Raw genomic sequence first — 26,892 nt, forward strand, 5'->3', positions numbered from 1 at the left:
ACGGATTTACACGTTTAAAATCAGACGGATGGTCTTAAAAAACACACTATGGAAGTATTTATAATATATATTTGGAATTAAATTTAAAAGCGGGTACTTTTTTACACATGATCTTTTCATTGGATGAAAGGATGTCAGATTTCGACAATCAAATATCACCACAAAAAAATCTACCACATTATATCACATATGGATATATTAGCATGATCCAACATCAAACAAGAACAATTTGCTATTCGCAAGGGTTCAAGTCCTCATATATTTCGCTACAATCGGAAAAACAGCCTTCATAGAGTGATGTTCTCACACTCCAGCCAACGCCTTAAATCGTAGCACATACAATACCCCCAACCCTTAGAAACACAAACATAACAGAAAAAATTGCAAAAAATAATAGGGAATTTCTTCATTTTTAAGAGAATAATGTTATTGAAAGAGTTGAAAGAAAGATAAAATTCAAATCCAATGCACATATTCAAAAGATCATAGCCACCAAATACTAGAAAAAATAGTACCACTATCCACTATATCATCATTCACAGCTAAAAATTAATGAAAAACATTAAAAAAAATTGAATCTATTAATTGAAGCTTCAACTGCATTTCAATGAGAATATTTTAATATTCTAAAAATAAATAATGAAAATGAAATTATCCAGTATTATTACTCATCGTTAATTGAAATTGAAGTTATTACAAGAGATTATAGAAGGGATCAAAGGGAAGTTTAATAATATGACCAAATATTCTATAGAAGTCGCTGTAATTATCAGCATAATAGTTTACCTCATCCTACCATTTATTGGAATTAAGGGAATAGCTCAAATAATTATAATGGGATTCGTGGCAACTTACATTACTGTAACCGAAAAAACCAGTTACAAAATTGGAGCAATAGCTGCAGGTGCCATAGGAACATTATTTGCATTTTACAGCTTCTTCACAGGGCCGGATTTACCTTACCAACTTCCAAATCCCCTCCAACTGGGTTTAGGAGTAGCTGTAGACAGTTTCTTCACCATCATCATGGGGCTCATTATTTCAATTCTTATATACGTTGCTTTAGGTGCAATTGGAGGATACATCGCTGAACTCTTCCTTTCAGATAAAAAACCTAAAAAACAAGCTCCAAAAAAACACAGAAGGGATTTAAACAGGGTTGAGTACTTCTAATCCATTTTTTTATGATCCTTTTCTAACTTATAATTTTTAATTCATTTTAATTCTAAATTTATACAAGCTTTATAAAAGCATGGTGAAACTGATAATTATTCAAAGAGGTATACTTTCAAAAAAAAAACCTTAAAATAATCAGTTACTCAAACGCGTGATCATATGAAGAATATTGTTGTTGTAGGATCTGGTGCTGGTGGAGCAACCGTTGCCAGAGAACTATCTAAAAAAGGCGTAAATGTTACATTACTTGAAAAAGGACCCTTTATTAAGCCTAAAAAGGCTTACGAACACTACGAAAATTCAGATGTTGGGGTTGAACTCCTGAAAACTGCGTGTGTTGGTGGTACAACCATGGTAACTGCGGGAAATGCAGTTAGAACCTGCCAAAAAAGGCTGAAAAAGTTTGGAATCAACCTTGAAGAGGAGTTTCGTGAAGCTGAATCTGAAATGGGTGTTGGAACACTTCCAGACAGCCACTTCGGTGAGGGTACCTTGAGGATAATGGCTGCAGCAGAATCTTTGGGAATAGATGTCCAGAAAATGCCAAAATCAATAAATCCCAGTTTATGCAAGCCCTGCGGTAAATGTGCCTTTGGATGTCCAAAAAATGCCAAATGGACAAGTCTTGAATATGTTGAGGATGCAAAGAAATTAGGTGCAAAGGTGGTTGAGAACACAGAGGTCACAGAACTGATCATCAAAGATGGAAAGGTTAAGGGTGTTAAAAACCATGAAAAAGAGTTTTATGCAGATGAAGTTGTTTTAGCTCCAGGGGCCGTTGAAACACCACGTCTTTTGAGAAGAGCTGGACTTGATGCAGGAGATAACTTCTTCGTTGACACCTTCGTGACTGTTGGCGGTATTTTGAAGGGTGTGGAATTCAACAAAGAGGTTCAGATGAACGCACTCATAAAAAAATCTGAGGATGTTATCCTTGCACCACATTTCTCTGAGATACTGGTTGACAAACTCAGTGCCCACCATGCCAAGGGTAAGGACATAATTGGGTTGATGGTTAAGATAAAGGATGAAGCTTCTGGTAAGGTCAGGGAAGATTCAATAGTCAAGTACAGCACTGCAAATGATGTGGCCCTTTTATCTGAGGGTTCAGCACTTGCAGGTTCTATACTCACTGAGTCAGGTGTTGACCCAAACACATTAAAATCAACCCATGCACGTGGAGCCCATCCTGGTGGAACCGCTGCAGTGGGTTACGTTGTTGATAAAAACCTTGAAACAAAAATTCCAGGACTCTTCGTTGCAGATGCAAGCGTCCTGCCTGAAGCTCCTGGAGCACCACCTGTACTGACCATAGTGGCCCTTGCAAAGAGGTTGGGTAAATATTTGGGTTAAAATTAAATGGGTCATGAATCAAAGTATTCCATGAATCTGATGATCCCCCACTCTTTTTTTTAACTTCTTTTAAATTTTAAGGTTAAGAAGTGATAATTAAATGATTTAAAGCTTTAATTTTAATATATTCCAATTTTATTGAAAATTTTTAAATTATCAGAAACACAGATCTTTTTTAGTGAAGTTGATAGTTTAAGGGTTTTTTTAGTTATTGGTGCTGTAAATGACTTTATCATTAAATAGATTATTAAAAAATAATTATCAATCAAGTAGAAAGAAATCAACTGCCAATTGTTAAAATAGAAATCCTAAAATGAAAATCAGAAGAATATAAAAAAAGCAGTTCTGGATGGAGTTAAAAAAGCAATGAATCATGGTGTGAATAGAAATGATGTTGTAATTGTACTTCTCGAAGCTCCAAAGAAAAACTGGAGCCTTCAAAATGGTGAACCTGCTGCTTAAGTTTAGTGAGTTCTAAAAATTGTCGAATAATTGATTTTATTGGAGAATTTCGTTTAAATTATGTTAATTATGTAAAAAAAAGATAAAATTAAGTGATCCTGAATATCAGGATCACCTTTCTGACTGTTTTTTAAGGAGGCGGTTTTTACAGCCGTTATTTTGAATCTGGTTGGAATATCCTGTTGGAATTTTTACACTGGAAGAACTTTCCTACCGTACTCTCCGTTTATAACCTCTGCAAGTCCAACGTACACTGCACTGAGTCCTGTGAATATGCCTTCATAGCCTGCAATAACTGTTATGGTATGTATGCCTGTGAGTTCCCCTGCTGTGAGCAGGAAGAACAACACTGCAAGACTTATGAACACTACCTGTAATCCCCTTCCTTTTTTAAGTGTTCCAAAGAACATCACCAGGGTGAAAAGTCCCCACATGAAGAAGTAGGCTGCAAGGGATGTTGGATCAGCTGCCTGGAGTGGTGATTTTCCTGCCACGTTGAAGAAGGTGATTTGGGGCATTATTAAGAGAAGGACCAGTGACCACCAGAATAGGCCGTAGGATCCAAAGGCCACCAGTCCAAAGGTGTTGCCCTTTTTGTACTCCATCCAAGCTGCCATTATCTGGGCTATTCCTCCATAGGCAAATCCCATTGATAGTATCATGCTGTTCAAGGGATAGAACCCTGCATTGTGGAAGTTCAGAAGCACCGTTGTAAGTCCAAATCCAAGTAGTCCCAACGGTGCTGGGTTTGCAGTCATATCCCTGAGTTCTACTCCTTTTTCTTCTACTTCAGTCATGATTTATACCCCAAAGGTCTTTAATTTCATCTCCCGTGATTATATCCTTCCAATATTTACGTTATTCTTCTAGGGTGGATGTGTCTCCCACATCTTCTCCCTGTTCCCTGGCTCGCAGAACCCTTCGCATGATCTTTCCGCTTCTGGTTTTTGGGAGGGTTTCAACCTGCTCAATTTGTCCAAGAACCGCAACTGGCCCAAGTTCGTATCGAACATGTTTTTTCAGGTCTTCTATTAATTTTGTTTTAAGATGGTATCCTTCTTTAAGGATTACAAAGGCTTTTATTACCTGTCCTTTAACTGGATCTGCTTTTCCTATGACTGCTGCTTCTGCAACTGCAGGGTGACTTACGAATGCAGATTCAACCTCTGCTGTACCTACCCTGTGACCCGCAATTTTCAGGACGTCATCGGATCTTCCCTGTATCCAGAAGTATCCATCTTCATCCTTCCTTGCCATATCACCAGCCTTGTAAACACCAGGTATCTGGTTCCAGTAAACCTCTTTGAATCTTTCCTCATCTTCGTAGAGTGTTCTAAACATTGCAGGCCATGGATTTTTTATAACCAGGTATCCTCCCTTTCCAAGGGGTACTGAGTTTCCATCTTCATCCACAATATCTGCATCTATACCTGGAAATGCCATGGTTGCTGAACCTGGTTTTAATGGAGCTGAAGGTAACGGAGATATGAGGTGCATTCCTGTTTCTGTCTGCCACCATGTGTCCATTATAGGTGCCTTTTCTTTTCCAATGTTTTTGTAAAACCACATCCATGCTTCCGGGTTTATTGGTTCTCCAACCGTTCCAAGTATCCTGAGTGATGATAGGTTGTAAAGGCGGGTATATTTGCTTCCAAATCTCATAAGATGTCTTATGGCTGTTGGTGCTGTGTAAAATTTGGTTACACCGTACTTCTCGATTATATTCCACCATATACCTGGATCTGGGTAATCAGGTGCGCCCTCGTAGATCAGGGTTGTGGTTCCAAGGAGTAGTGGTCCATATATTGCGTAGCTGTGGCCTGTGATCCAGCCTATGTCCCCTGTGCACCACCACAGATCATCGTTGTGTATGTCGAATATGTATTTAGTGGTGGTTGCAACTCCAACCATGTATCCTGCTGTTGTGTGGAGAACTCCCTTGGGTTTTCCTGTGCTTCCAGAGGTGTAGAGTATGAAGAGTGGGTCTTCGGAGTCCATTGGTTCAGGTTCGCATTCTGCGGGTTCACCCTCTATGAGCCGTTCATAGAATATCTCCTTTCCACTGAGTTCTGACATTTCTATGGGTGTTCCTGTGTGTTTAACCACAACAACAGTTTCTACAGATGGGCACTGGAGCATTGCTTCGTCTGATATTTTTTTGAGGTCTATGACCTTTCCCCTTCTGAAGGTTCCATCAGCTGTTAATAGAACTTTGGCCTGGGCATCGTTGATTCTTTCAACAAATGCTCCAACACTCAAGCCGGAGTAAACTACGCTGTGTATTGCACCTATTTTGGCGCATGCAAGCATTGAGATGAGAAGTTCAGGGCACATTGGAAGGTACATGGATACTCTGTCCCCTTTTTTCACACCGAGGTTTTTGAATGCATTTGCAAGTTTGTTGACTTCACGGTAGAGTTCGTAGTAGGTTATTTTCCTTTCCTGTCCCCTCTCGTTAGTGTAAAGTATGGCCACCTGATTTCTTTTATCTGTGTCAAGCCATCTGTCAACGGCGTTGTATGTGAGGTTTATCTTTCCGTTGACGAACCATTTGTAGAAGGGTTTGTTGCTTTCATCAAGCACTTCATCCCAGTTCTGGAACCATTCAAACTGTTCTGCCTTTTCAGCCCAGTACTTTTTGAAGTCCTTTCCCTTTTCGAGCTCGGTTTCCCAATTTTTCACATGTGCCCTTTCAACAGTTTCTACACTAGGTTTAAATATACGTTTTTCATCCAAAAGGACATCTGTATCACGCCTCATTTCTCATCCCGCCGTTTAAACTCTATTTTTTAAATTAAAAACCATTTTTTCCATTTAATTTCTCAAAATATTCCTTTTCCATTACTTCTTAAGTTGTTTTTGCTATTTATATTTATCTATTATTAATCATTATAAATAGTGATTAATCATTATAAATATGGTGTTGGGATCGTGTGCACAGTTAAAACCCAATCTTACAATTTTTTGTGATCTAAACCTTCCATGAAACCATCACAGTAACCTGACTTGTAACCTGACTTGTAAACATCCATACATTCAATTGTTTCTGCTTTTGATTCTTTTAGGGATTCTATTTTAACACCACCACAAGAAACCCCTATTAAAGCTGTCATCTCATCACCAGGATCACTGATGGATGTGATGGTAATGCAGCTTTCACTCCCATCATAGGCAAGGCTGCTGGGATTTGAGTTGGAATCAAAGGTTCTTATGTTTAGTTCACCAGGGAAAACATCCCCGGGATCACCCTTGTTCCCGCCATCATCCTTGGCTTTTTCTAACTGCCTCTCTCCATCTGCCTGTTCAAGTGCAACACGAAAATTTGTTGGGTACATGTTGGGGTAACTGTTGTAGATGCTGGTTTCATCCACATGCCATATCAAAAGTCCTTCCCCAGGTATGTACTTATCAAAACCTTTTTTCCGCCTGTTCTCTATTAAAAAGTATTCCTCACCCTTCAAACCATTTGTCCAGAGTCTGTAGATACTCCTAGATCCATCATAGACCTCAGGTATTTTCATCTTTTTAGGGCTTCCTGTAACGTTGGTTGGAACTGTCCATCCCAGTTCAACCTTGCACCATGCACTCAGATGTGCAGGTGTTTTTCCATCGTTGTTCCAGCTGCCAAGCCCCATGAGGCACCAGTCACCGATCCCTGGAGATACCCTGCTCATATCGTAGAGATCTGGAAGTCCCAGCAGATGACCGAATTCATGGCAGAACCCCCCAAGATCGTAAGGGGGAAGTTCTGGAAGTATACAATAATTAACAACCTTAACACCACCAATATTAACTGGATCATGGGTCATACTTTGATGTGAGGCTATGTCCATGGTTGAACCTGTTCTTTCTGCACCCTCACCAGCATGAATAACCACGAGCATCTCAATTACCCCATCACCGTTGTTATCGTAACTTGGAAATTCAAAGTCCCCATTTTTTTCCACAGTTTTCACAAGATCCTCAACCAGTTTCTGGGAATTTTTGGGATAAAAGCCTTTACCACTCATATTATCAGCATAATAGGAGAGATCTTCTTTAGATCTGTACCATTCACTTACTTCTCCTGTTACGTCTAGTTGGCCCCATGATACTTCCCTGTAGTAATCTCTCAAACTACCGTTGGTTTGGGAGTTTTCATTGAAGAGCAGTTCCCTGAAATGCTGGGATTCTGTTTTTGCAGGTTTGTCATTGAAGTCAACAAGTAGAACAAGTGCCCTTTTTTCACCAAGAACCCCTCTGCGCGGTAAATTGGGTCTTGCAAGGGTGTGTTCTCGGAACCTTTCAGGCCTTTCATTCAGTATGTAAAGGGTTCTGGGATCCAGAACATCTGCAGCATCATAGCTCTCTGGATCTGCACCCTCCCTAAGCAGTTTTATGGTTTTTCTCATCTTCGCCTGTAACTTCGGGTGGTAAGGTCTTTGCAGAAAATGATAATTCCCTAACTTCTTGGTAACGATCTTCCTGTCCAACATTTTTTGGTTCGAAATTTTGGATCCAACCATGAGAATCCACCTTTTTAATATATTTTTTATTCCACTTAGTATAAAATTTTTATTACAACTCAGATTAGTGAAAAAATCCATGGATTTAATAAATATCCTTAAAATTTCCTATTTTTTAAAATTAAAAGCCTTAAAAACCTTTTTTAATGGAGGGCCCTTCTGAAGCATAGGAGCATTTCCCCATGTTGTAATAACGAAATATATTAATATAATAATAAATAGAAAGAAGTACAGGTGTTAATATGGAGTTGGATGAAAAAACAAAGGAATATTTGGAAGGTTACAAATCTGGTTACCGCGATGGTTTCAAGCAGGGCATGGATGAAGCAACGGACAGAATAGCAACTGAAATTAAAGAAAGGAAACGCTGGCCCTGATCTTTAATCTCCCAAAGCAAAGATATCACCAAAATTCTTTTATCAAGTTGATTTATTTTTTTAAAACCTTTAAAATGCGATCCACTCCTTAGGTGGGACCCACATTGGTGATTGAAGCTAAATTTAAAATTTCTCCCTTGATCTTAATTATCCTAATCACAGCATCCCTCTTTTTAATTCCAAGTGTCTGCGCAGCCCAAAATCCAAAGGTTTTATTCGATGAAACTGGGCCCTATGGAAAATATTACACCATATATTCAGTTGGACCCTATGGAGCATCTAGTTTTGCAGCTTTACTCCAGAAAGATGGTATGGAAGTTTCAAGGTTAACTGATCCACCTGTAACTTCTGAAAAGCTTAAAGGATACAATGTTTTAGTGGTTATGGCTCCTGAGCGTAACTACACAGATTCTGAGATCACAGCCATCAAGGACTTCGTGAAAAATGGTGGGGGATTACTCCTTTTAGGTGACAACTGGGGAATTGAGGATGGTGATGAAAATTATGCATTCAATAGTCTGGCCCAGAGTTTTGGTGTGAGTTACGCAGATAACCTCGTTGTTGAAGACACACAGCACTACATCCTCTTCTCTGATTATGTAAAAGTTGTGGATGTAAAACCCAGCCCTGTTACTGCAAATGTTTCGGAGTTCTACTATCTGAAGGGCACCTACCTAAAAAATACTGGTTCCTCGGATGTTTTAGCAAGTTCAGATGCAGATTCCTGGGCTGACAGTTACACCCTAACTGAAGAGGGTTTCTCCCAGGATAATCGTGTGAAGGAGTCTGGGGAAGCTTCCGGTCCTCTTTCACTTGTCTCTGCAATGGATTATGGTAATGGAAGGGTGGTATTCATGGGTGCTGTGGGAAGCTACGTGAACTCATGGATCTACAGGACCAACGGGTGGAAACTGGGTTTGAACTCTGTGAACTGGCTTGCAGGACGTCCTGTTCCCTCAGAATATGAGGCTGCAGGTTTGATACCCTACTCAGTTGCAGAAATGGAGTACAAAATAGCATTGATGGTGATCTTAACCCTTGCAATTATCCTTGGAATTGTACTGGCAGCCAGAAGGTATGGAAATGGATTTTCAGGGCAGATAAAAACCATCAAGAACTGGAAGTACAACTCACTCATTGTTGTTAACCTTCTTTTTGCAATTGGGGCTGCCCTGATCTTTATTCCTCCCAATCTGTATCTCTTCGATATTACAAATCCAGATATGTACGATCCCAACTTCGCATACCTCATTATTTCTGTGGTTGCCCTATCCCTGTTCTTCATTGGTGTGGTACTTTACAACCTCCTGGCCAGAAATAGAATGATCCCTGAATATTCTTACATAAACATGGGCATTCTATTATTCTTTGCAGGGCTAACTTTCATATTTGAGGATGTCTTCTTCATCATGGATGTGCAGTTCTACAGCCTCATGAGCCTGACACTTCTCATCCCCCTAATTGTGAATCTATGGATAATAAGAAATTACGGACCAAACCTGGTGATTGAAGGTAAAGAGTTCGATAGGTTGAAAAAGATATCAGTCAAATCACTTCCATATGAACTTCAGCCCCACTACACAAATTCTGCATACATAGGGGAGGGAGGTTTTGGACGTGTTTTCAAAGCAACGGGTAAAAACAACAGGGATGTTGCCATAAAAATACCAAAAAGCTTTGATAAACGATCCGAGAAGACCTTCATCACCGAAGTTTCAAACTGGATACATCTGGATCATCCAAACATAGTGAAGCTCTACGATTTCAAGATCCTTCCAATTCCATACATAGAAATGGAATTTTGTGATGGACGCCTTGAGAAGGGTATGAAAACCAGAGAAGAAGCTATTTACATTGTTTATGAGATTGCGAAGGGTTTGGAGTATGCCCACAGTAAAAATATCATCCATGGTGATGTTAAGTTATCCAATATAATGATCAGGAATGGTGTCTACAAGATATCTGATTGGGGGCTGAGTAAACTTAAGTTAGATGAATCAGTTACCATGTCTGGAGCCACTCCACAGTACGCTGCACCGGAACAGATATCAATAGAATTTGGAAAGGCAGATGAAAGAACAGATATTTATCAGCTTGGAAATGTTTTTTATGAACTTTTAACAGGTAGATTACCATTTGAAGGTGAAATTTCTCAGATATACAATTCCATTCTTCAAACAGAACCAACCTTACCTTCTAAAATAAATTCAAATGCAGAGCCTGTTGAATCCATTGTAATGAAATGCCTCAGTAAGAGGAAGGATGAAAGGTATTCCTCAATGACTGAACTTCTTAAGGAACTCAGGAAACATATGCCCCCTGATGAAACAGCACTGCTCCCCTGAAATTGAAGGTTATCTCATGAATGGGATGATTCTTAGAGATAGTTCAATCAATCACCATTTCTAGGGGTTGTGATGAATTTGAAAGTGGGAAGATTTTCAGGATTAATAAGTGGATTCATAATTTTTTCAATCCTTTTAATTGGCTTAATAAATTCAAATTCAAGTTTTGATGATAGGTTAATTCAAAAGGTTGACAGTGGTGTTCCAGCAGAAGATCTGATATTGGAAATTGAAGAAGAAAGGGAAAATGAGGATCATGATGCGAAAAAACGTTTAGAATCCAATGTGATGGATGTTGGAATGTGGGGGCATGGTGATTTAACATCAGAATATGATTTTAAATATTACATGGACATATACAGTGGAGAAACCCGGATTATAGATGATTACGCAAGGGTGAGAACAGAATTCGTTAAAGGACAGATATCAAAGGAAGAGTTTTTAGATGAAATAGAAGGTTTGGATGAGAATATGGGCTGTATAAAATATTGAAGAATTAGTTTTTTTACTGAAATTTTATTGAATAGTACAAAAAAAATAGTGAATCTAAAAAAATGGGTTTAGAGAAATATTATTTCCCTATTTTACGTGTTTTTACATCATTGGGGGCATTCCGCCCATGCCTTCCATTCCGCCCATGTCAGGCTCTTTTCCGGCACCGGATGATGCTATAACATCGTCGATCCTGAGGATCATTTCAGCTGCTTCAGCTGCAGACTGTATTGCCTGTTTTTTAACCCTTTTTGGCTCGATTACTCCAGCTCTGTACATGTCGCGTACTTCGCCCTTGAACACGTCCAGTCCCATGTACAGGGATTTTTCGTGTGCAGCTCTGAGGTCCACGAGGGAGTCTATGCTGTCGAGTCCTGCGTTTTCAGCCAGGGTTTTTGGTACAACTTCAAGTGCTTCTGCAAATGCAGCTACTGCTAGCTGTTCCCTGCCGCTTATGGTGTCAGCGTACTCTTTTAAGCCTTTGGCTATTGCTATTTCTGCTGCACCTCCGCCTGCTACAACCTGTCCGTCTTCTGCTGTGGATGCTACAACACCTATTGCATCGTCAACTGCTCTTTCGATTTCGTCAACAACGTGTTTGGTTGAACCTCTGATGAAGAGTGTGACTGATTTAGGGTCTTTGCATTCTTCAACGAAGATCATGTCTTCGCCTGAGACTTTTTTCTCTGCAACGGATCCTGCTTCTCCAAGGTCGTTGAAGGTGAGGTCTTCGATGTTGGTTACAACCTTTGCACTGGTTGCCCTTGAGAGTTTTTCTATGTCGGATTTTTTAACTCTGCGGACTGCCATAATTCCTGCTTTTGCAAGGTAGTGCTGTGCCAGGTCATCAATTCCTTTCTGACAGAATAGAACGTTTGCTCCTGCGTCTTCGATCTTGTCCACCATGTCACGGATCATCTGTTCTTCCTGTTCTATGAATGCCTGCATCTGTGCTGGGTCAGTTATTCTGATTTCTGCGTCAACTTCTGTTTCTTTGACTTCTATTGCACTGTTGAGGAGTGCGATTTTACCATCTTCTACTTTTTTAGGCATTCCAGGGTGTACCCTTTCTTTGTCCACAACAACACCGTTAACAAGTGTTGATTCTTCGATGGATGCACCGTCTTTTTTCTCAACTTTTATGTGGTCTGTGTCTATTTCTCCGTCTTCTTCAACCTGTTTAACTGCACCAACTATAAGCTGTGCTAGTGGTTCTCTGGCTTTTTCTGTTCCTTTTCCTGTCATTGCAGTCATTGCAACTTTCAGGAGTGTGTCTCTATCGTCTGCGTCAATTGATATTACGTTGAGGATTTCCTGAGCTTTTTCAGCTGCCTGTCTGTATCCCATTGCAACTATGGTTGGGTGTATATCCTGGTCAAGAAGTCCTTCTGCTTTTTTGAGGAGTTCTCCTGCTATTATAACTGCTGTTGTTGTTCCGTCACCCACTTCATCTTCCTGGGTTTTTGCAACTTCAACAAGCATTTTTGCTGCAGGGTGTTCAATGTCCATTTCTTTAAGGATGGTCACACCGTCGTTTGTCACAACAATGTCTCCAAGTCCGTCCACAAGCATTTTGTCCATTCCTTTAGGACCTAATGTTGTTCTGACAGTCTCTGCAAGTACCTTACCTGCTAATATGTTCATTCTCTGAGCATCTCGTCCGAGGAACCTGTTAGTACCTTCGGGTAATATTAAAACTTGCTGGCCTTGTCCGCCTAATTGTGCCACATTAATCACCTCATTTTTTTATCTTATTCTATCGATGGGTTAGAGGTTCTATAAATAGTTTGCTATTGTGGCTCAATTTGGGATTAAAAATAGGTATTTTACTAAAAATTTAGGTAAAAGATAGTTAAACCATTAGCTCGCTTGGAGTCACAGCTCAAAAAAAAATAAAAATGGGAAATTAAAAGGGTAATTCTTTATATATTCCCTTTAAAGTCCATGAATTAGTATTCCAGTTTCTTATAACTCCAAATGAGTTCATGTTATTTGATGCATCTGCACAGTACCACTTACCATTCACATAGAGCTGAGCCCACACATGACCCATGGTTCCACTTGAAAATTTGCAGGAACCATAGACGTATCGCGCTGGAATTCCAATTGAACGTGCCATTGCAACAATGGCATGTGAAAGATCACAGCAGTTTCCACTTCCAGATGTTAAAGTTCCCAATGCTCCTTTTCTTGTGTTGTAATAAAAACTGTATTCAAGTTTATCCCTTGCCCAGTTGAATATTGCTTCTGCCTTTTCATAGGTTGAAAGGGTTTTCGTCACCAGGGTGTAACTAACCTGAGGTGAATCTATTGTTTCAGAAGAACCAGCTGCTAAACCTGAATCTAGAGAAGAACTTGTGGAACACGTGGCAGTTGAACATGTATCAGTTTCTGCTGATGGAGATTGTGTTGTACAAGAGTTGTTTGTAAGGTTTGTTGTAACGTTGTACACCACAGGTTTTGTTATGTAAGTGGCGAGTGTTTTTACTGTGGAAGAGGTTGACTGACAATTTTTTGCAGGCTGAAGACACTGACTTGGAGAATAATTCGTGACTTTAGGTGTAGAAGTTACTTTATATTTTTTGTAAACATACCGAACCTTGTACACCCATTTATATCTCCATTTACCATGGTATCTGTACTTTTTTTTGTATTTGGTTACCACTTTTACCTTTTTATAGATATAAGTTGCAGCATTAACTGTTTCATGGTTTTCAGCATTGAATTGGGCCGTGTTTTGATTTAAACCTAATTCATTGCTTGTATCTGCTTTAATTTCATTTATATCCAGTGCAAAGGGTAAAATAAAAATGCAAATAACAAATGCAATTAGAAATGAAAAAATTGGCTTTCGCCTAATTTTACCGCCCCCTGACCAAAAAGAGATTTTTTAAACTCTTTAGGTATTTAGAATATTATCAATTCAAAACATATAAATATTTTCTTTTAAACTTGAAAAAAAAGAAATTAGAAATGACCGGATTTCACTTCAAAGTCAGTTTAGGAACTAATTAGAACATTTAACCCGATCAATTAGTCATTAATTTTAGTTTTTAGCAGGTGAAAGTATTATGAAATTTTATTTAATTAGAAAAAAATAGTTATTATCCATTCCATTATAATAACTTCAATAGAATCATATATTACTTTAATTTAGGAGTTTTATGTATAAAAATTGGGTTACAATAAGTTATTTCGAAAAATAAAATATATAACAACTGTTAAATTGTTAGTAAGAGTCGTGAATTAATTTTTTTCCTGAAATTTAAGAAATAAATTCATGTTTTTTTTACTTTTCTATCTTCTTCCAGGAAATTTCACCATCATGATCAATGGATTCAAAGTAACCCTTCCTTTCAAGGTTTCTTAAAGCATGAACAAAGTTTTCCCGGGATAATTCACTGAAACCCACCTTTTTTATGTGTTCGTAAAGATCATCAACACTGCTCTCTCCATCTGGAAGAACCTGGTATATCTGTGACTGGAATGAAGTTATATCCTTTTTGGGTTTGGCTGTGAGTGCTTTGAAGTACTTCCTGGTATTTTCAAGGTCCTTTATCAAATCGTTCTTCTCACGGATCACCTGTTTCAGGTGTTTGATTTCATTTTCCCTTTCAAGGAGCTGTTTTTTAACCTCATCGTTAAGGACCCTCATCTGAATACCCTCTGCATTTCTGGACCTCAAAGATTCCTTCTGACATTTTTTAAGCTCGATCTTGAGCTTGCTGATTTCAAGCAGACATGCCTTAACAAGCTGCCTCAACTGTTCCCTCTCTGTATCCTTTAACAATGGCATTCTTATCACACAACCCATTTATGAAAGATTTTGTTCTTAACCTTTAATATATTCTCCTCAAAGTGGAGCACGATCAATGCACAGAGCACACCAACCAGTGAACCGAACATAACATCCAGTGGGTAGTGCACACCTATGTAGACCCTTGAAAATGCAATGACACCTGCAAGGATCAGGAATAGGTACAGATGTCCGTACTTCACACCCAGCAGGGTGCAGCCTGTGAAAGCTGCAACAGAATGACCTGATGGAAATGAGTGATCAGTCATGGTGGTTAAAAGATGTACGTTGTTCAAAACTGTGAAGGGCCTGGGTCTTGCAACTTCATACTTAATAAATTCTGTGAGAACGTATCCAAATAAAAGGGCAATAATACCCAAAATAGCAACATCCCTCCCCTTTTCTCCCCCGAATATGAAAATACCAACACATACAAGTAACCAGAAAGCATCTGTACCTGCATTTGTCAGTATTGGCATTGTAACGTTGAAGACAGCGTTCTGCAGGCCGTGGTTTATCATGTAAAAGAGTGCCACATCCACGTGGTTGATTGAAACTATAAAACTTTCCAGCATGCCTTTTAACTCCAAAACAGGGATCTTCTATCCATTATATTTTCATCATCCATGATAAAGGTTACATGATTGGGTTGGAATTTTTCCGTGAACATTTATATCTGTAAAGATCATTTGAATTTATTTTTAAAGCTTCGAATCAATTAAAAACCTTAAAATTTCAATATTTTAAATCTCAAATATTTTAAGAATATAGGATTATTAAAATATCTTTTATGATTTTTTAATTAATTTAATGATTTTAAAAAAGTTAATGAAAAAATAGAGGTAAAAAAGAGGGTTACTTCTTCTCTATTTTTATTTTAATTGGGGATTTAATATCCTTCTTCCTCACAACCCATATCGTGACACCCAGCACAATGAGGACAATGAGCCAGACAGGGAAGACGAAGATGGTATCATCTGTTGTTAGGGTTTGGGTTGGGGAGTACCTTCCATATTTTATGGTTGTTTTGGCATCGTAGATACCAAAATCCCAGATACCTGGGGTCCAGCTTGTTTTCATGTAGTACTGGTCATCGGGGTAAACTCCACCGTTGAACGTGACGTTATGACTGTTAAACCATCCTTTTAGGGCTATGTTACCCGTCATGTTGGCGTAGACAGTTCCGTTGTTTTTAACGTGGTAAACGAAGGATCCTGTCATGAAGTTGAAGAGGAATGATGGTGCACTGTGCTCCTTAAGCTGCAGTGACTCTATGATCTGCCCTGGAAGACCCACAGTTATTGGTACAACGATCTCTGGAACCTGCTGAACCTGCATCACAGGTAGATTCTTGTTTGATTGAGCAGTAGTCTGATTTAACGGATATCCCCTTATAACTAGGGCACCCATTGCATCGTAGTAATTCACATTTGAAGGTACATTAACCGTGAACTGAACTTCCTTCTTTTGCTTTGGTGCAAGTAGGAAATTAGTCTGATTAACGGATATCCATGTTGCTATTCCCACATCTGAAAAGAGAAGGTTCACGTTGTCCATCTGAAGCCTCTTCTTATCAATGGTAACGTTCAGAGTATCAGAACCAATGTTCTCCACTGTCAGCGTTCCCTGGTAGGTCTGGGGTGCCGTCATCTTGAGATGAAAACCACCCGGCGATGCCAGAATTCCCGTGGCTGATACTGAACCTAAACTCGTTAACATGACTAAAACTAGAAATATGATGCTGAATCTTTTGATACGTGTCTTTGAATCCATATACTTCCTCCAAACTAGAGTAATCTATTGATGATGTTGGTTTAATGTTATTTAAAAATTAGTTTGGTAGGTTGGTATATATATTTTTTAGATAATGTAAAACCTGCAAAAATCTGAGATATATCAAAAAATAAATTATTTTAAGAAAAATTAAAAAAGTAAAAATCGAAAATTCAAATTATGCTGGTTTTGCTGCATCCTTTTGAACTGCAGTGTATGTAACACTTGTGTCGTATTTACCAGCGCTGGTTCCTACAGGTGCAGTAATTGTTAGGTCTAATGTTGAGGATGTACTACTTTTTTTAGGTGCCTTTACCATAGTTAAACATTTAGCGTAGTCTGTTGTGAATGGTGTTGAAGATGTACCATAAGTGAAATCAGTTAAAGCTAAAAAGTCACCTGTTTCAGTACCAGTGTATGTAAAATCTGCTGCTTTTGTCCAAACATCTATTGCAACGTTAGATGTGGATGTCACAGTTGTTGTAAGTGTATTGCTTGAGCCATCTGCGTCTAAAGCACCGAAGTCAAGTGGACTGTTAACAGTTATAGCTACTGTTGGGTTTACTTTAACTGTTACTGATTGTGTTGCTGTACTTGACGTTTCTGCAAAAGCAGGGCAAACTCCCACAAACATCATGATGGCTAATGCCATTACCCCTATTATTTTTTTATTCATCATATTCTTGTCACTCCAATTATTATTAATACTATCATTGGGGTTCATAACAAAAATCGCCAGTAAAGGGAACATTTTTGTGAACTCTGTTCCATTATTAGAAATATTTTGATATATATAGTTTGCGTATTAATCCTTTCAAAGTCCGCCCATATCATAAGGACACTTCAAGGAATTCATGGAAACTGAACATTTAAAAATAGGCCATAACGTTTTAAATTTCTTATAAAAACGTTTCTCAGCTATTTAATCCATTTAAACGTTTTTTGTGAAGATCATCACATAAAATCAGTTCAATGAATTTCATGCAAAAAATTTTTAAAAAATAAGTTAAAGAGGTCCATGAATGCAAAAATAAGATTAAAAAACTTTCAATAATTAATTTAAATGATTTTTAAGGTTTTAATTTGAAAAAAGTAGATGAATTTTAATATCAAAAAATGAAAGTGTGCTCTTTCCCTAAAAATAATTTGAATCATGTTCCAGTTGATTATGTGGGGAATAAATAGAAGAAATATATTTGTTATCTTTCTTTTAATCAGTTTTTTTCTTTAAAACTGGTTAAACAGGCTGTGTGGCAGTATCAAAAATAGCAATATACTCAATAGTGGTTTGATAAGTACCTGGGCTTGTTCCAAAGGGAACAGTCAAATAGTAATTGGCACTGGTGGTAATTGGAGATAGATAAATGGTATTCCCATATATATCATAATCACTTGCAACGTAATAAACTCTATTGGAATAAGTATTATGATACCTGAAACTCTGAGTATTCCAGTATGTAACTAAATTGTAATTCGTGTTAAAAGATGTTTTTTGTAATGAACTACTTCCAAATCCGTCATACTTTAAATTGTTAATGGGTATGTTATCAGTGCCACTATCCAGATCACCTGCGGACTTAACATACAGATTAAGGCGATTGAATGAGACAAAGTCCCCCGCACAAACTTCAATAGTTGTTTGAGATGGATAAGAATTTTCAGAGTTATCAGCAAGTACAGAACCTAAATCCACTGAGCTTGGAGTTACCGTAAGTGATGTGTATGAACTAGAACTTGGTGCTGCAGCAGCTAGAGTTACCAAACTGCTAGATTTACTGGTTGTATTTGTCAATTTTGTGGTATTTGTTATATTAGTATCATTGATGGAAGAAATTGAAGTTCCAAAGGATCCGAAGGTTCCTAAAAATATTAAAAAAACCATAATCACTATTAAAACTATTTTTTCTATTTTATCCACCCCATATCATTACAACTGATTACAAAAATATTGATAAAAATACTTATTATTTTTATGGTTCTAATGAAAATTAGAATAATAATTGATTATTTAGTAATATAATCTATTATTGTATAATTACAAGGTAATAAACAGTTGTAGTGTAAGTTTCACCTGCAGATCCCATGGGTACTGTTAAATAATAATTACCATTGACACTATCTGAAACAGACCAAGTTCTCCACAATAAAACGTTTGTATACTGGAAATTCCATGATTTAACCTTATTATAATCCGTTTTGAATGAAGTTTTAGACAAACTTGAATTCGAAAATCCGTCATATTTAAAATTGTCTAAGGGTATACTATCTGAAGGACTTATTAAATCACCTGTTACTTTAACATAAAGATTTAATTTATCATTGAGCTGTTCCCATCTCCATGTAGTTTCATCTGCAGTAACATTAACTTGCGTTACTGAAGGATAAGGCAATTCGGAACCATCAGCTATCCTATTACTAAGATTTGCAGATGGGGTGACTTCTAGAGAAACATCAGCATCAGGATCAGTTGCACTGGGTTCAGGATCATCCAGGTCAGTCACAGCAAAACTGTCACTTGTAAAGTTAGTATCGTTGGTTGTATTCGTGACGTTGGTATCATTGGCAGAACTTGAAGTCCCAACAAATCCAAAAAATGTGCTGAAACCTACTATCAATACGAGTAGTAATACCAGAACCGTGCCTTCAATGTCAACCAACGAAATCACCTTTAAATATCCTCAAAACATCCTTGCATTAAACTAATTATTATCTTTTGTGGTTGTGAACAGTATAAACCTTACGGATGATGAAAAAAAGTCACACAAGTAATATCTATCCTTTGAAGGAATTTAAAGAAAAAATAAACTAAATTAAGGACTTTAAAATAAAATAAACATTAAAAAGACAATTATATCCTAAAAAATATTCATTTTCACCTTAGTTTTCAAAACTGTCCTTTGTGACAATTATCACAAAACCTTGATCATGGTGATATGGAAATGAACCTACCTTTTGGTAAATCAGTTTAAACATCAAAAACAGATAAAAAATGTCAACATCCCATTTTAAGCAAAAGAAAAATTTAAATAAAAAAAATAAGAATTTTTCAAGCGTTTTAAAATTTTCAGCTAAAAAATAAAAAAACAATAATGTGAACCTTCACATTATCTCATTGATAAGCTCAGCATTCAGTATTGAAGCCCCTGCAGCCCCCCTTATGGTGTTATGACCCACAAGGATATATTTAAGGCTTTTGGAGAACACATCATCCCTACGGATCCTGCCGACGGATACTGCCATCCCATTACCAGTGTTACGATCCATACGTGGCTGAGGCCTGTTCTCTTCTTCTCTTATGACCACTGGTGCTTCAGGTGCTGAGTGGAGGCTGAGTTTCTGGGGCATTCCCCTGAAAGATGTGAATGATTCTTTGATGTCATCCAATTCAAAGTCATCCTCCATCTCTATGAAAACTGCCTCTGTGTGGCCGTCCAGTACTGCAACCCTGTTGCATGATGCACTCAATCCGAAGTTTGCAGGGATCACAGATTCTCCATCGTACTCTCCAAGGAGGTGCAATGTTTCAGATTCCATTTTCTCCTCCTCCCCACCTATGAAGGGCACCAGGTTGTCCACAATTGCCATGGATGGAACACCGTTGTATCCTGCCCCAGATACCGCCTGCATGGTTGAGACATAGACCCTTTTGATGTTGAACTGGTCGTAGAGTGGTTTAAGGGTTAAAGTGAGTGCTATGGTTGAGCAGTTTGGATTGGTGACTATGAATCCATCCCATCCCCTGTTTTTCTGCTGGGTTTCAATGAGTTCCAGGTGCTCAGGGTTGACCTCAGGTATGACCAGGGGCACGTCTGGTTCCATACGCATTGCACTTGCATTGGATGCAACTTTCATGCCTGCAGCTGCAAATTTAGGTTCAACAACTGCTGCTGTGTCTGTAGGTAGGGCTGAAAATACTATTTCAACATCTTTAACCTCTGCAGGGTCTGTGTCAACCACAGTTATGTCTTTCACTGATTCTGGTATTCCAGTGTCTAAATGCCATGTCACTGCATCCTCATACCTTTTGCCTGCTGATCGTTGGGATGCAGTCAGGGCAGTGATCTCAAATTCGGGATGATCCGCCAGTAGCTGGATGAACCTCTGCCCAACCATTCCAGTTGCTCCAAGAATTCCTACGTTTACCATTTTTCTCAACTTCCCCTTAATATTTCAATCCTTCCATCTTCTTTCCTGAGACCTAATCTCAGTTCTCCATTGTATATTTTTGTAAATCCATTTATTACTTCTACTATTGAACCTTTTTTAATCTTTTCCTTTGGAATGTTGCCGTTCCACAGTTCTAGAGTTACGCTTCCAGTATCATCGATGAGTTTAACCAGAACTAAGCGACTCTTTCCAACATTATTAAATTCCATTGGACCCCGTACATCTGAAACCATTCCAATAACATTGATCTGGTCTAAACCACTCTTCAACTCATTTATCTTAACGTAGTTATCATCCACGAGGTCTGGATCCATCAACGTGAATTCACAGCATCCTTTAACATCCATGAGCTTTCCAGATACTTCTAAGGGTTCACCAACGCTCAAGGTCGTTAAATTCTCAGTATCTCCTATGAACTTCACTGCAATATCCTTCCTGGTATTTCCAAGGAGGTATGCTCTGTTTTCATCATAAAAGGCAAGTTTTCCCTTGAAATCAACGATTCCATCATTTGAAAATGTGATATCTTCCCTCTTGGTTATCTTGTTGAATTCACCTTTGTAGTTCTGGAAGATTCCAGAGAGGTTGTGGGATTTGCATGACAGTACGTATTCATCTTCAGTGTATTCCTTCGATGTTTCATGGTTCCAGACATCTGCAAAGAAGTTTGAACCATCAACCACTGCATCTGGATCGTCTGTGTACAGATTTGCCTCTATCTGTGGATGTCCCTCATTTTCCCTGGAGGATCCCAGACCGCTTCCAGTTAGATTTGAGGAGCCCAGGATCATCTCAGAGTCATCTATTACAATGATCTTGGAGTGAACATGGTTGTTGTACTTTATGAATATTTTATCCTTGAAAATGGTTTTCCACTGTTCAACATCATCCAACTGATGGATACGCTTGAAAACATCTTCTTTTTGAAGTTTTGTGATTAAGTAAAGTTCAAGGTCTGGATTGTTTGATACTGCATTTTCGAATGCAGTTACAAGTTCTTCCCCAAGGGTTATCCATGGGTATATGATGTAGATATGGCTCTGGGCATAGCTTATCCTTTCATGGATCTTCCTGAGGTAGGATCTGTCTTCCTTTAAAAATGTTGGGAGAAACTCTGTGACATGATCATCACGTTGAAAAAGCATTTGCTCACCTTACAATCAGTTTAACCCTAAAACATCTCCCATGTCACTTATCTTCCCTTCTTCTGCAGTTACAACGTATCTAACTGCCTTTATAACTCCATTTACAAATGCCTGTCTGCTGTGGGCTCTATGAACAAATTCTATTCGTTCTCCCTCACCTGCAAAGAGTACTGTGTGGTCCCCTACAATGTCTCCTCCACGCACTGCGTGTACTCCTATCTCTTCAGCTTTTCTCTCACCAACTATTCCCTTTCTGCCGTAAACCCCAACGTCATCCATGTTGCGGTTGAGTTCCTCTGCTATGATTTCTGCAGCCCTGACAGCTGTTCCTGATGGTGCGTCCTTCTTGTGTTTGTGGTGGGCTTCGATGATCTCAACATCGTAGTCACCGAGGATCCTTGCAAGGTCACGCACAACCTTGAAGAACACGTTAACACCAACAGCCATGTTAGGAGCTATAACTACTTTGATGCTGTTTTCTTTGATTGAGGATCTGATGGTTTCCATCTCTTCGTCTGTGAATCCTGTTGTTCCCACAACCAGATTCACACCGCACTCTGCACAGGTCTTTATGGTGACCATTGCAGCTTTGGCTATTGTAAAGTCAATGAGCACGTCTGGTTTCTTTGCTGTGAGCTCTTCTTTGAGGTTTTCAGCTCCTGTGACTTTCACACCGATTTCCCCAACTCCTATAGCTTCCCCAACATCTTTACCTTCAAGGGGTGAGTTTGGAGCTTCTATTGCTGCCACAACTTCCATATCATCCTGTTGAAGTACTGTTTTGATTATCTTTGAACCCATTCTTCCGCATGCACCTGTTACAGCCACTTTTATCATTTTATCCATCTCCATTTAACTAAGAATATACATGATGAATCTGTAAAGATTTTTATGTTGATTCATGTTTTTAAATTAACTTTTAAAGATTTATAGGCTATTATAAATATTTTTTTTGATAAGATTTCTTCATCGTGGAGTATCAAGAGAAATAAGTTTTCGTTTTTGCACATCTTTTCAGGATAATTCATAAGCTCAGATCATTCCCCACTCCTGCTTGAATCAGCACAAAACACCCTTAAGGAATTAAAATATACCCTGAAAGAATTAAAATACCTGAATTTCATGAATAAAAAAATACAGAAATTGAGGTACCGGAATAAGCTGAATTAGGATTTAACTAAAAAAGAGACTTTAAAAAAAGGTAAAAACTTTAAAAAGTGTTAGCTCAACCTTAAATCAGTCCAAGGTCATTCAGAACTTCAGCAAGCTTGGCCTTGCTCTCCTCTTTAAGGGGTGCAAGGGGCATTCTAACATGACCTGCAGGTCTTCCCATCATGTTCATGGATTCCTTTGCAGGAACTGGGTTTGATTCTATGAAAAGAACTTTCATGAGCTCGTAGAGTTCGTAGTGAAGTTTGAAAGCTGTTTTGAAGTCTCCTTTCAGGCCTGCATCCACCATCTGACTCATACGTGCAGGGTCAACATTTGCAACCACACTTATAACTCCCTTTGCTCCCAGGGCTATCATTGGGAGTGTGAGGTTGTCGTTTCCAGAGAGCACTGCGAAGTCAGTGCAGTCAAGGTCCTGGAGTCTTTTTATGGTCTGGGAAACCTTGTCCATATCAGGATTTGCCTCTTTTATCCCAAGGATTCCATCGAGCTGGGCAACTTTACCAATGGTATCCACGTCTATGTCTGTTCCTGTTCTGGATGGAACGTTGTAAACAATTATTGGTATGTTCGTGGATTCTGATAGGAGCTTGTAGTGCTGGTAGAGTCCGTGTTGCTGTGGTTTGTTGTAGTAAGGTGTTATTACCAGGGCTGCATCAGCTCCTGAGTCTTCAGCGTGCTGTACAAGGCTGAGTGCTTCTTTTGAGGAGTTACTTCCAGCTCCTGCTATTGCCCTTGCCCTTCCATTGACCTCATCAACCAGGATGTCGATCATCTTCCTCTGCTCATCATGAGTTATGGTGGCTGATTCACCGGTTGTTCCGGCTGCAAGTATACCATTAACTCCATTTTCAATGAGATAGTTTATGTTTTCACGCATTCCTGTTTCATCCACCCCATCATCCTTGGTGAAGGGTGTTACCATAGCAACTGTTGTACCTTCAAAATTCATTCTAAGACTCTCCTTACCAGTTCATAAGCTTTTTTTCCATCGTTCCAGTCCACAAAAATCACCACAGAAGTTTGACTTGAAGAAATCTCAACGATATTGATCTTGTTTTTACGCAGAGGTTCCGTTACCTTGGTTATTATTCCTGGAGTGTCTATGAAGTCCTGGCTTGCAACCGTGATCATGGCTATTTCCATTCCCAGGGACAGGGAGCTGAGGTATTCATTCTCAACAACCACTTCATGGAGGACTTCATGGGCCTTATCTGCAACTGCCTTATCTATGAATAGTGTTACAGAATTTTGACCTGTTGATATTCCATATATGTTTACATTGTTCTCTGCAAGGGTATCTGTAAGTTTTGAGAGTATGCCCCTTTTTGTGAGTATCTCCTCTCCAACCACTGCAATAACAGATATTGGTTCTGAGTTTAAGGCAGTTGTTTTAAGCATCTGATTCCCTGCGGGCCCCATTATCTCTGTTCCAAGGGCTGAAAGATCTCCGTGTTCAAATCCTATGATCTTGGCATTTATCAATGGATCCTTGTATCTCAGGGCATGTGGGTGAAGTACCTGTGCCCCATGGGTTGCAAGGTCCCTCATTTCCTCAACTGATATTCTATCAAGCTTCTTTGCAGTCCGGAGTTTGTTGGGATCCGTTGACATCACACCGCCAACATCAGTTACAATGATAACTTCCTCTGCACTGAGGCAGTGGCCCAAGAGGAAAGCAGTTATGTCACTGCCCCCTCTGCCCAGGGTTGTGATGTTTCCAGTTTCATCCTTTCCAAGGAAGCCGCAGAGCACTGGTATGATGCCCTGGTCAAGTAGGTTCATAATTTCCTTGGATTTTTCTTCGGTTAACTCGTAGTTGACCTTTGCATTTAAATAATTGCTATCGGTGATAACGGGCCAGTTATCCATGTGAGGATCGATGTATTCAGATTTTACACCCAGAGACTCTATTGTTGCTGAGAAAACTCTGACACTTGTTGTTTCACCCATGGATACTATGTCTGCAAGCTGCTTCTCTGTTACAGCATCACCTATTGCATCGTTGACTATCTTCAGGATATCATCAGTTGTCTTGTTTATGGCAGAAACCACAACAACAACCTTTTTACCCTTCATATACTCTTTTACAACAGATTCTGCTGCTTTTCTTATTCGTTCTCCATTTCCTACGGATGTTCCTCCGAATTTGGCCACAATTACTTCCATTAAATACACACCTTTAGGTTAAAAGCCTTTTATAAAAATTAATTATTAGTTATGGTATATTTTTATTTATAAGGATTTATAAAAATTTTATAAAAATATATGAGAATTGTAAAAGCTCGATAAATATAAAAGTTTAAGTTTAACTCTTAAGATCATGTAATCTTAAGAATGCAAACTTAAAATAGTTTTTTAAGATTTATTAGGACTGCAGTCTAATTATGACTGGTTCCTAACTACTCTGGTTACGTATCCAGCTATCTTGTTTCTTAAATGTTTTGTACTGACTGTTGAGAATTCTTCAACTAATTTTTTGTTCTTATCGAAATCAGTTGTGAATTGGCTCGGGTAAGTTTCAACCAGTTCTTTAGCTGTCCTTTTAACGAATGATGTTCGTATGTTACCCATTCTTTTCCCTCCTTAAAATTTTTTCTTGTTCTTTTTTACTCATACTCGCGAGTATTTGCATTATACGGGTAAGGCTGACTTCATCAATTTTCTTTTCCCTTGCTATTTCTTTGATCTTTTCTTGAATAAATGCTTCTCTCTTTTTATCCTCAATTTCAATACCAAGAACGATCTTGGCATTGAGAATATCTCTTGCAAGGGATGTTCTTCTTTCAATGAGATTTATGATAGCTTCATCCATCTCATCTATCTTATTTCTTGAATCCTGAAGTAGTCTTAAAGCTTCTTCCCTATCCACTGCGAACCACCTTCGTGCCTTCGTTGTCAACCTCTGTTCTTATGACCCTTCCGGGATAGGAACTCCATGATTCCTCTACTCTGTCGGCATTTCTGTTGTTGGCTACTGCTACAAATGAGGGTCCTGTACCTGAAAGCCCTGCTGCCACTGCACCAGCATCTAAAGCATCTAAAGCAATGTTTGAATCAAATCCCAGTGCTGAACAGTACAGGAGTCCGTTCAATGTTAGGGCACTGTAAATTTTTCCATTCAATGCTTCATCAAAGGCCATCTTAACCCATGGAGCAAGGAGCTTCATCCGCCCTACATCTGAATTTGCAGTGGGTGACTTTCTATCTGGCATATGTATTAATATATTTTGCTCCTCCATGTTTTTCCTCTGTAGAATTTTCCTCTTTATGTTGTCTGTGACAGTCAAGCCCCCGAAGAAGGATGCACTTGCATCATCAAAGGCCCCTGTTATGGTAACCCCTGCCTCAAGGGATGCATCAATTGCAATGTTGAGAAGATCAAGTTCATTCAAACCTGCATCTTCCAGTTCAAATCCATGTTCATCCATAATTGCACGTGCAGTAGCCATTACAACTGCATTGGAAGTTGCACTGCTGCTTGAAAGACCTGATGCAGCTGGAAGTGTGGATGTTGTTTTAACGCTGACCCCTGTCTTCATGTCCAGGTACTTCAGTTCCCCTGATATCCTGAGGATTCCGAACCTTTCAATGACCTTCTCAACGCAGAGTTCCATGAGTTTGGTGTCAACGAAGCTGTCTGTTTCACATACTATTGAGGATTTAGGACCTTTTAATTTAACTTCTGCATTAACATAAAGTTTTATGCCAAATGCTGAACCGTATCCTGTTGATATTGCATTTATTACTGTGGCAGAGCCGGGAGATCGGACTTTTGTGTTCAATAACATCACCATTGGCATTCAATAAAATTTATATCTAAATTTATATGCTGTAACTTCATATGATCTGGATCATGAGTTTGAGATCCTCATTCTATTTGTTATGGTTAATAAATGAAGTATATGAGTAGGGGTTAATAATGATTTCCAGACCCTTTAATTGAATTGAAGATAAATATTCCAAACATCTTTCATGAAAAGGATTCTTTGAAACTTAAAACAATTTTCACCCCTAAAAATTCTTATTATTCTTGTTTTAAGTATTATTTGTACATTATGGTTCCTGTGGGTATTAAAGCCCCACCAAAATAACGATAAGAAGCAGTATGAGTACTCCAATAATTATGAG

24 protein-coding genes are annotated in these 26,892 nt (G+C 38.7%); 5 read left to right on the forward strand and 19 right to left on the reverse strand.

The annotated features are described in order from the left end of the window. Nucleotides 1-735 precede the first annotated feature (735 nt). Both J2756_RS09940 and J2756_RS09945 read left to right on the forward strand, forming a co-directional pair. The gene (locus J2756_RS09940) at nucleotides 736-1,173 is read left to right on the forward strand and encodes a DUF5518 domain-containing protein (protein WP_209585231.1); all 438 of its coding nucleotides are present in this window, start codon (nucleotides 736-738) and stop codon (nucleotides 1,171-1,173) included. A gap of 162 nt (nucleotides 1,174-1,335) precedes the next feature. Then, a complete protein-coding gene (locus tag J2756_RS09945; protein ID WP_209585233.1) occupies nucleotides 1,336-2,529 on the forward strand; it encodes an FAD-dependent oxidoreductase in 1,194 nt (397 codons plus the stop codon). Nucleotides 2,530-3,182: 653 nt separating this feature from the next. Here J2756_RS09945 and J2756_RS09950 read toward each other — a convergent pair. The 3 genes from J2756_RS09950 to J2756_RS09960 all read right to left on the reverse strand — a co-directional run bounded on the left by J2756_RS09950 (nucleotide 3,183) and on the right by J2756_RS09960 (nucleotide 7,496). Beyond that, on the reverse strand, nucleotides 3,183-3,788 hold the full coding sequence (locus J2756_RS09950; protein WP_209585235.1) for an acetate uptake transporter: 606 nt from the start codon (nucleotides 3,786-3,788) through the stop codon (nucleotides 3,183-3,185). 61 nt (nucleotides 3,789-3,849) lie between these two features. Then, complete coding sequence (gene acs, locus J2756_RS09955; protein ID WP_209585237.1) at nucleotides 3,850-5,751, reverse strand: acetate--CoA ligase; 1,902 nt, start codon at nucleotides 5,749-5,751, stop codon at nucleotides 3,850-3,852. Nucleotides 5,752-5,945: 194 nt separating this feature from the next. Further along, nucleotides 5,946-7,496 carry a M6 family metalloprotease domain-containing protein gene (locus J2756_RS09960; protein WP_209585239.1) on the reverse strand — a complete coding sequence of 517 codons (1,551 nt, stop codon included), beginning with the start codon at nucleotides 7,494-7,496 and terminating at the stop codon, nucleotides 5,946-5,948. 242 nt (nucleotides 7,497-7,738) lie between these two features. On the opposite strand from J2756_RS09960, the gene J2756_RS11650 reads away from it, so the two are divergent. From J2756_RS11650 to J2756_RS09970, 3 genes are all read left to right on the forward strand, one after another. Further along, a complete protein-coding gene (locus J2756_RS11650) occupies nucleotides 7,739-7,873 on the forward strand; it encodes a hypothetical protein (protein ID WP_281063393.1) in 135 nt (44 codons plus the stop codon). Between the two features lie 107 nt (nucleotides 7,874-7,980). Next, complete coding sequence (locus J2756_RS09965; RefSeq protein WP_342593138.1) at nucleotides 7,981-10,218, forward strand: DUF4350 domain-containing protein; 2,238 nt, start codon at nucleotides 7,981-7,983, stop codon at nucleotides 10,216-10,218. A 72-nt stretch (nucleotides 10,219-10,290) separates the two neighbouring features. After that, nucleotides 10,291-10,710 (forward strand): hypothetical protein, encoded by a 420-nt coding sequence (locus J2756_RS09970; RefSeq protein ID WP_209585243.1) that lies wholly within the window; start codon nucleotides 10,291-10,293, stop codon nucleotides 10,708-10,710. A 102-nt stretch (nucleotides 10,711-10,812) separates the two neighbouring features. On the opposite strand, the gene thsA is transcribed toward J2756_RS09970, so the two are convergent. From thsA to J2756_RS10050, 16 genes are all read right to left on the reverse strand, one after another. After that, complete coding sequence (gene thsA / locus J2756_RS09975) at nucleotides 10,813-12,438, reverse strand: thermosome subunit alpha (RefSeq protein WP_209585245.1); 1,626 nt, start codon at nucleotides 12,436-12,438, stop codon at nucleotides 10,813-10,815. A 178-nt stretch (nucleotides 12,439-12,616) separates the two neighbouring features. Next, complete coding sequence (locus tag J2756_RS11710) at nucleotides 12,617-13,375, reverse strand: transglutaminase-like domain-containing protein (RefSeq protein WP_342593134.1); 759 nt, start codon at nucleotides 13,373-13,375, stop codon at nucleotides 12,617-12,619. 624 nt (nucleotides 13,376-13,999) lie between these two features. Beyond that, nucleotides 14,000-14,506 (reverse strand): hypothetical protein, encoded by a 507-nt coding sequence (locus J2756_RS09985; protein ID WP_209585247.1) that lies wholly within the window; start codon nucleotides 14,504-14,506, stop codon nucleotides 14,000-14,002. Between the two features lie 5 nt (nucleotides 14,507-14,511). Continuing rightward, nucleotides 14,512-15,081, reverse strand: a complete 570-nt coding sequence (locus J2756_RS09990) for a phosphatase PAP2 family protein (RefSeq protein WP_209585249.1) — start codon at nucleotides 15,079-15,081, stop codon at nucleotides 14,512-14,514. 280 nt (nucleotides 15,082-15,361) lie between these two features. Beyond that, entirely contained in the window at nucleotides 15,362-16,279 is a 918-nt protein-coding gene (locus J2756_RS09995; protein WP_209585251.1) for a hypothetical protein, read from the reverse strand. Nucleotides 16,280-16,457: 178 nt separating this feature from the next. Next, nucleotides 16,458-16,958, reverse strand: a complete 501-nt coding sequence (locus tag J2756_RS10000) for a hypothetical protein (RefSeq protein WP_209585253.1) — start codon at nucleotides 16,956-16,958, stop codon at nucleotides 16,458-16,460. Between the two features lie 558 nt (nucleotides 16,959-17,516). Next, nucleotides 17,517-18,197, reverse strand: a complete 681-nt coding sequence (locus J2756_RS10005; protein ID WP_209585255.1) for a hypothetical protein — start codon at nucleotides 18,195-18,197, stop codon at nucleotides 17,517-17,519. A gap of 106 nt (nucleotides 18,198-18,303) precedes the next feature. Continuing rightward, complete coding sequence (locus J2756_RS10010; protein ID WP_209585257.1) at nucleotides 18,304-18,945, reverse strand: hypothetical protein; 642 nt, start codon at nucleotides 18,943-18,945, stop codon at nucleotides 18,304-18,306. 433 nt (nucleotides 18,946-19,378) lie between these two features. Then, nucleotides 19,379-20,425: an aspartate-semialdehyde dehydrogenase gene (gene asd, locus J2756_RS10015; protein ID WP_209585259.1), complete on the reverse strand. Its 1,047-nt coding sequence runs from the start codon at nucleotides 20,423-20,425 to the stop codon at nucleotides 19,379-19,381. Nucleotides 20,426-20,430: 5 nt separating this feature from the next. Further along, the gene (locus tag J2756_RS10020) at nucleotides 20,431-21,591 is read right to left on the reverse strand and encodes a phospholipase D-like domain-containing protein (RefSeq protein WP_209585261.1); all 1,161 of its coding nucleotides are present in this window, start codon (nucleotides 21,589-21,591) and stop codon (nucleotides 20,431-20,433) included. A 15-nt stretch (nucleotides 21,592-21,606) separates the two neighbouring features. Then, nucleotides 21,607-22,428: a 4-hydroxy-tetrahydrodipicolinate reductase gene (dapB, locus tag J2756_RS10025; RefSeq protein WP_209585263.1), complete on the reverse strand. Its 822-nt coding sequence runs from the start codon at nucleotides 22,426-22,428 to the stop codon at nucleotides 21,607-21,609. Nucleotides 22,429-22,822: 394 nt separating this feature from the next. Further along, nucleotides 22,823-23,713: a 4-hydroxy-tetrahydrodipicolinate synthase gene (gene dapA, locus J2756_RS10030; RefSeq protein WP_209585265.1), complete on the reverse strand. Its 891-nt coding sequence runs from the start codon at nucleotides 23,711-23,713 to the stop codon at nucleotides 22,823-22,825. Beyond that, on the reverse strand, nucleotides 23,710-24,930 hold the full coding sequence (locus J2756_RS10035; protein WP_209585267.1) for an aspartate kinase: 1,221 nt from the start codon (nucleotides 24,928-24,930) through the stop codon (nucleotides 23,710-23,712). Before J2756_RS10035 ends, dapA begins: the two co-directional genes overlap by 4 nt. Before the next feature lie 216 nt (nucleotides 24,931-25,146). After that, complete coding sequence (locus J2756_RS10040) at nucleotides 25,147-25,335, reverse strand: 30S ribosomal protein S17e (RefSeq protein ID WP_209585269.1); 189 nt, start codon at nucleotides 25,333-25,335, stop codon at nucleotides 25,147-25,149. After that, nucleotides 25,328-25,633 (reverse strand): chorismate mutase, encoded by a 306-nt coding sequence (locus J2756_RS10045; RefSeq protein ID WP_209585271.1) that lies wholly within the window; start codon nucleotides 25,631-25,633, stop codon nucleotides 25,328-25,330. Before J2756_RS10045 ends, J2756_RS10040 begins: the two co-directional genes overlap by 8 nt. Then, entirely contained in the window at nucleotides 25,626-26,546 is a 921-nt protein-coding gene (locus J2756_RS10050) for a shikimate kinase (protein WP_209585273.1), read from the reverse strand. The genes J2756_RS10045 and J2756_RS10050 overlap by 8 nt, the downstream gene beginning before the upstream one ends. Nucleotides 26,547-26,892: the final 346 nt, after the last annotated feature.

It is taken from the genome of Methanobacterium aggregans (genome assembly GCF_017874455.1).
Classification (GTDB): Archaea; Methanobacteriota; Methanobacteria; order Methanobacteriales; family Methanobacteriaceae; genus Methanobacterium_C; species Methanobacterium_C aggregans.

Excerpts from the sequence above, each read along its gene's own strand:
- J2756_RS09940 (WP_209585231.1), top strand. The coding sequence starts at position 736 with ATGACCAAATATTCTATAGAAGTCGCTGTAATTATCAGCATAATAGTT.
- J2756_RS10000 (WP_209585253.1), bottom strand. The coding sequence starts at position 16,958 with ATGATGAATAAAAAAATAATAGGGGTAATGGCATTAGCCATCATGATG.
- J2756_RS09995 (WP_209585251.1), bottom strand. The coding sequence starts at position 16,279 with ATGGATTCAAAGACACGTATCAAAAGATTCAGCATCATATTTCTAGTT.
- dapA (WP_209585265.1), bottom strand. The coding sequence starts at position 23,713 with ATGAATTTTGAAGGTACAACAGTTGCTATGGTAACACCCTTCACCAAG.
- asd (WP_209585259.1), bottom strand. The coding sequence starts at position 20,425 with ATGGTAAACGTAGGAATTCTTGGAGCAACTGGAATGGTTGGGCAGAGG.
- J2756_RS10020 (WP_209585261.1), bottom strand. The coding sequence starts at position 21,591 with ATGCTTTTTCAACGTGATGATCATGTCACAGAGTTTCTCCCAACATTT.
- J2756_RS11650 (WP_281063393.1), top strand. The coding sequence starts at position 7,739 with ATGGAGTTGGATGAAAAAACAAAGGAATATTTGGAAGGTTACAAATCT.
- J2756_RS09990 (WP_209585249.1), bottom strand. The coding sequence starts at position 15,081 with ATGCTGGAAAGTTTTATAGTTTCAATCAACCACGTGGATGTGGCACTC.
- J2756_RS09960 (WP_209585239.1), bottom strand. The coding sequence starts at position 7,496 with ATGGTTGGATCCAAAATTTCGAACCAAAAAATGTTGGACAGGAAGATC.
- J2756_RS10035 (WP_209585267.1), bottom strand. The coding sequence starts at position 24,930 with ATGGAAGTAATTGTGGCCAAATTCGGAGGAACATCCGTAGGAAATGGA.
- J2756_RS10040 (WP_209585269.1), bottom strand. The coding sequence starts at position 25,335 with ATGGGTAACATACGAACATCATTCGTTAAAAGGACAGCTAAAGAACTG.
- J2756_RS09950 (WP_209585235.1), bottom strand. The coding sequence starts at position 3,788 with ATGACTGAAGTAGAAGAAAAAGGAGTAGAACTCAGGGATATGACTGCA.
- J2756_RS09970 (WP_209585243.1), top strand. The coding sequence starts at position 10,291 with ATGAATTTGAAAGTGGGAAGATTTTCAGGATTAATAAGTGGATTCATA.
- dapB (WP_209585263.1), bottom strand. The coding sequence starts at position 22,428 with ATGATAAAAGTGGCTGTAACAGGTGCATGCGGAAGAATGGGTTCAAAG.
- J2756_RS09985 (WP_209585247.1), bottom strand. The coding sequence starts at position 14,506 with ATGCCATTGTTAAAGGATACAGAGAGGGAACAGTTGAGGCAGCTTGTT.
- J2756_RS09945 (WP_209585233.1), top strand. The coding sequence starts at position 1,336 with ATGAAGAATATTGTTGTTGTAGGATCTGGTGCTGGTGGAGCAACCGTT.
- acs (WP_209585237.1), bottom strand. The coding sequence starts at position 5,751 with ATGAGGCGTGATACAGATGTCCTTTTGGATGAAAAACGTATATTTAAA.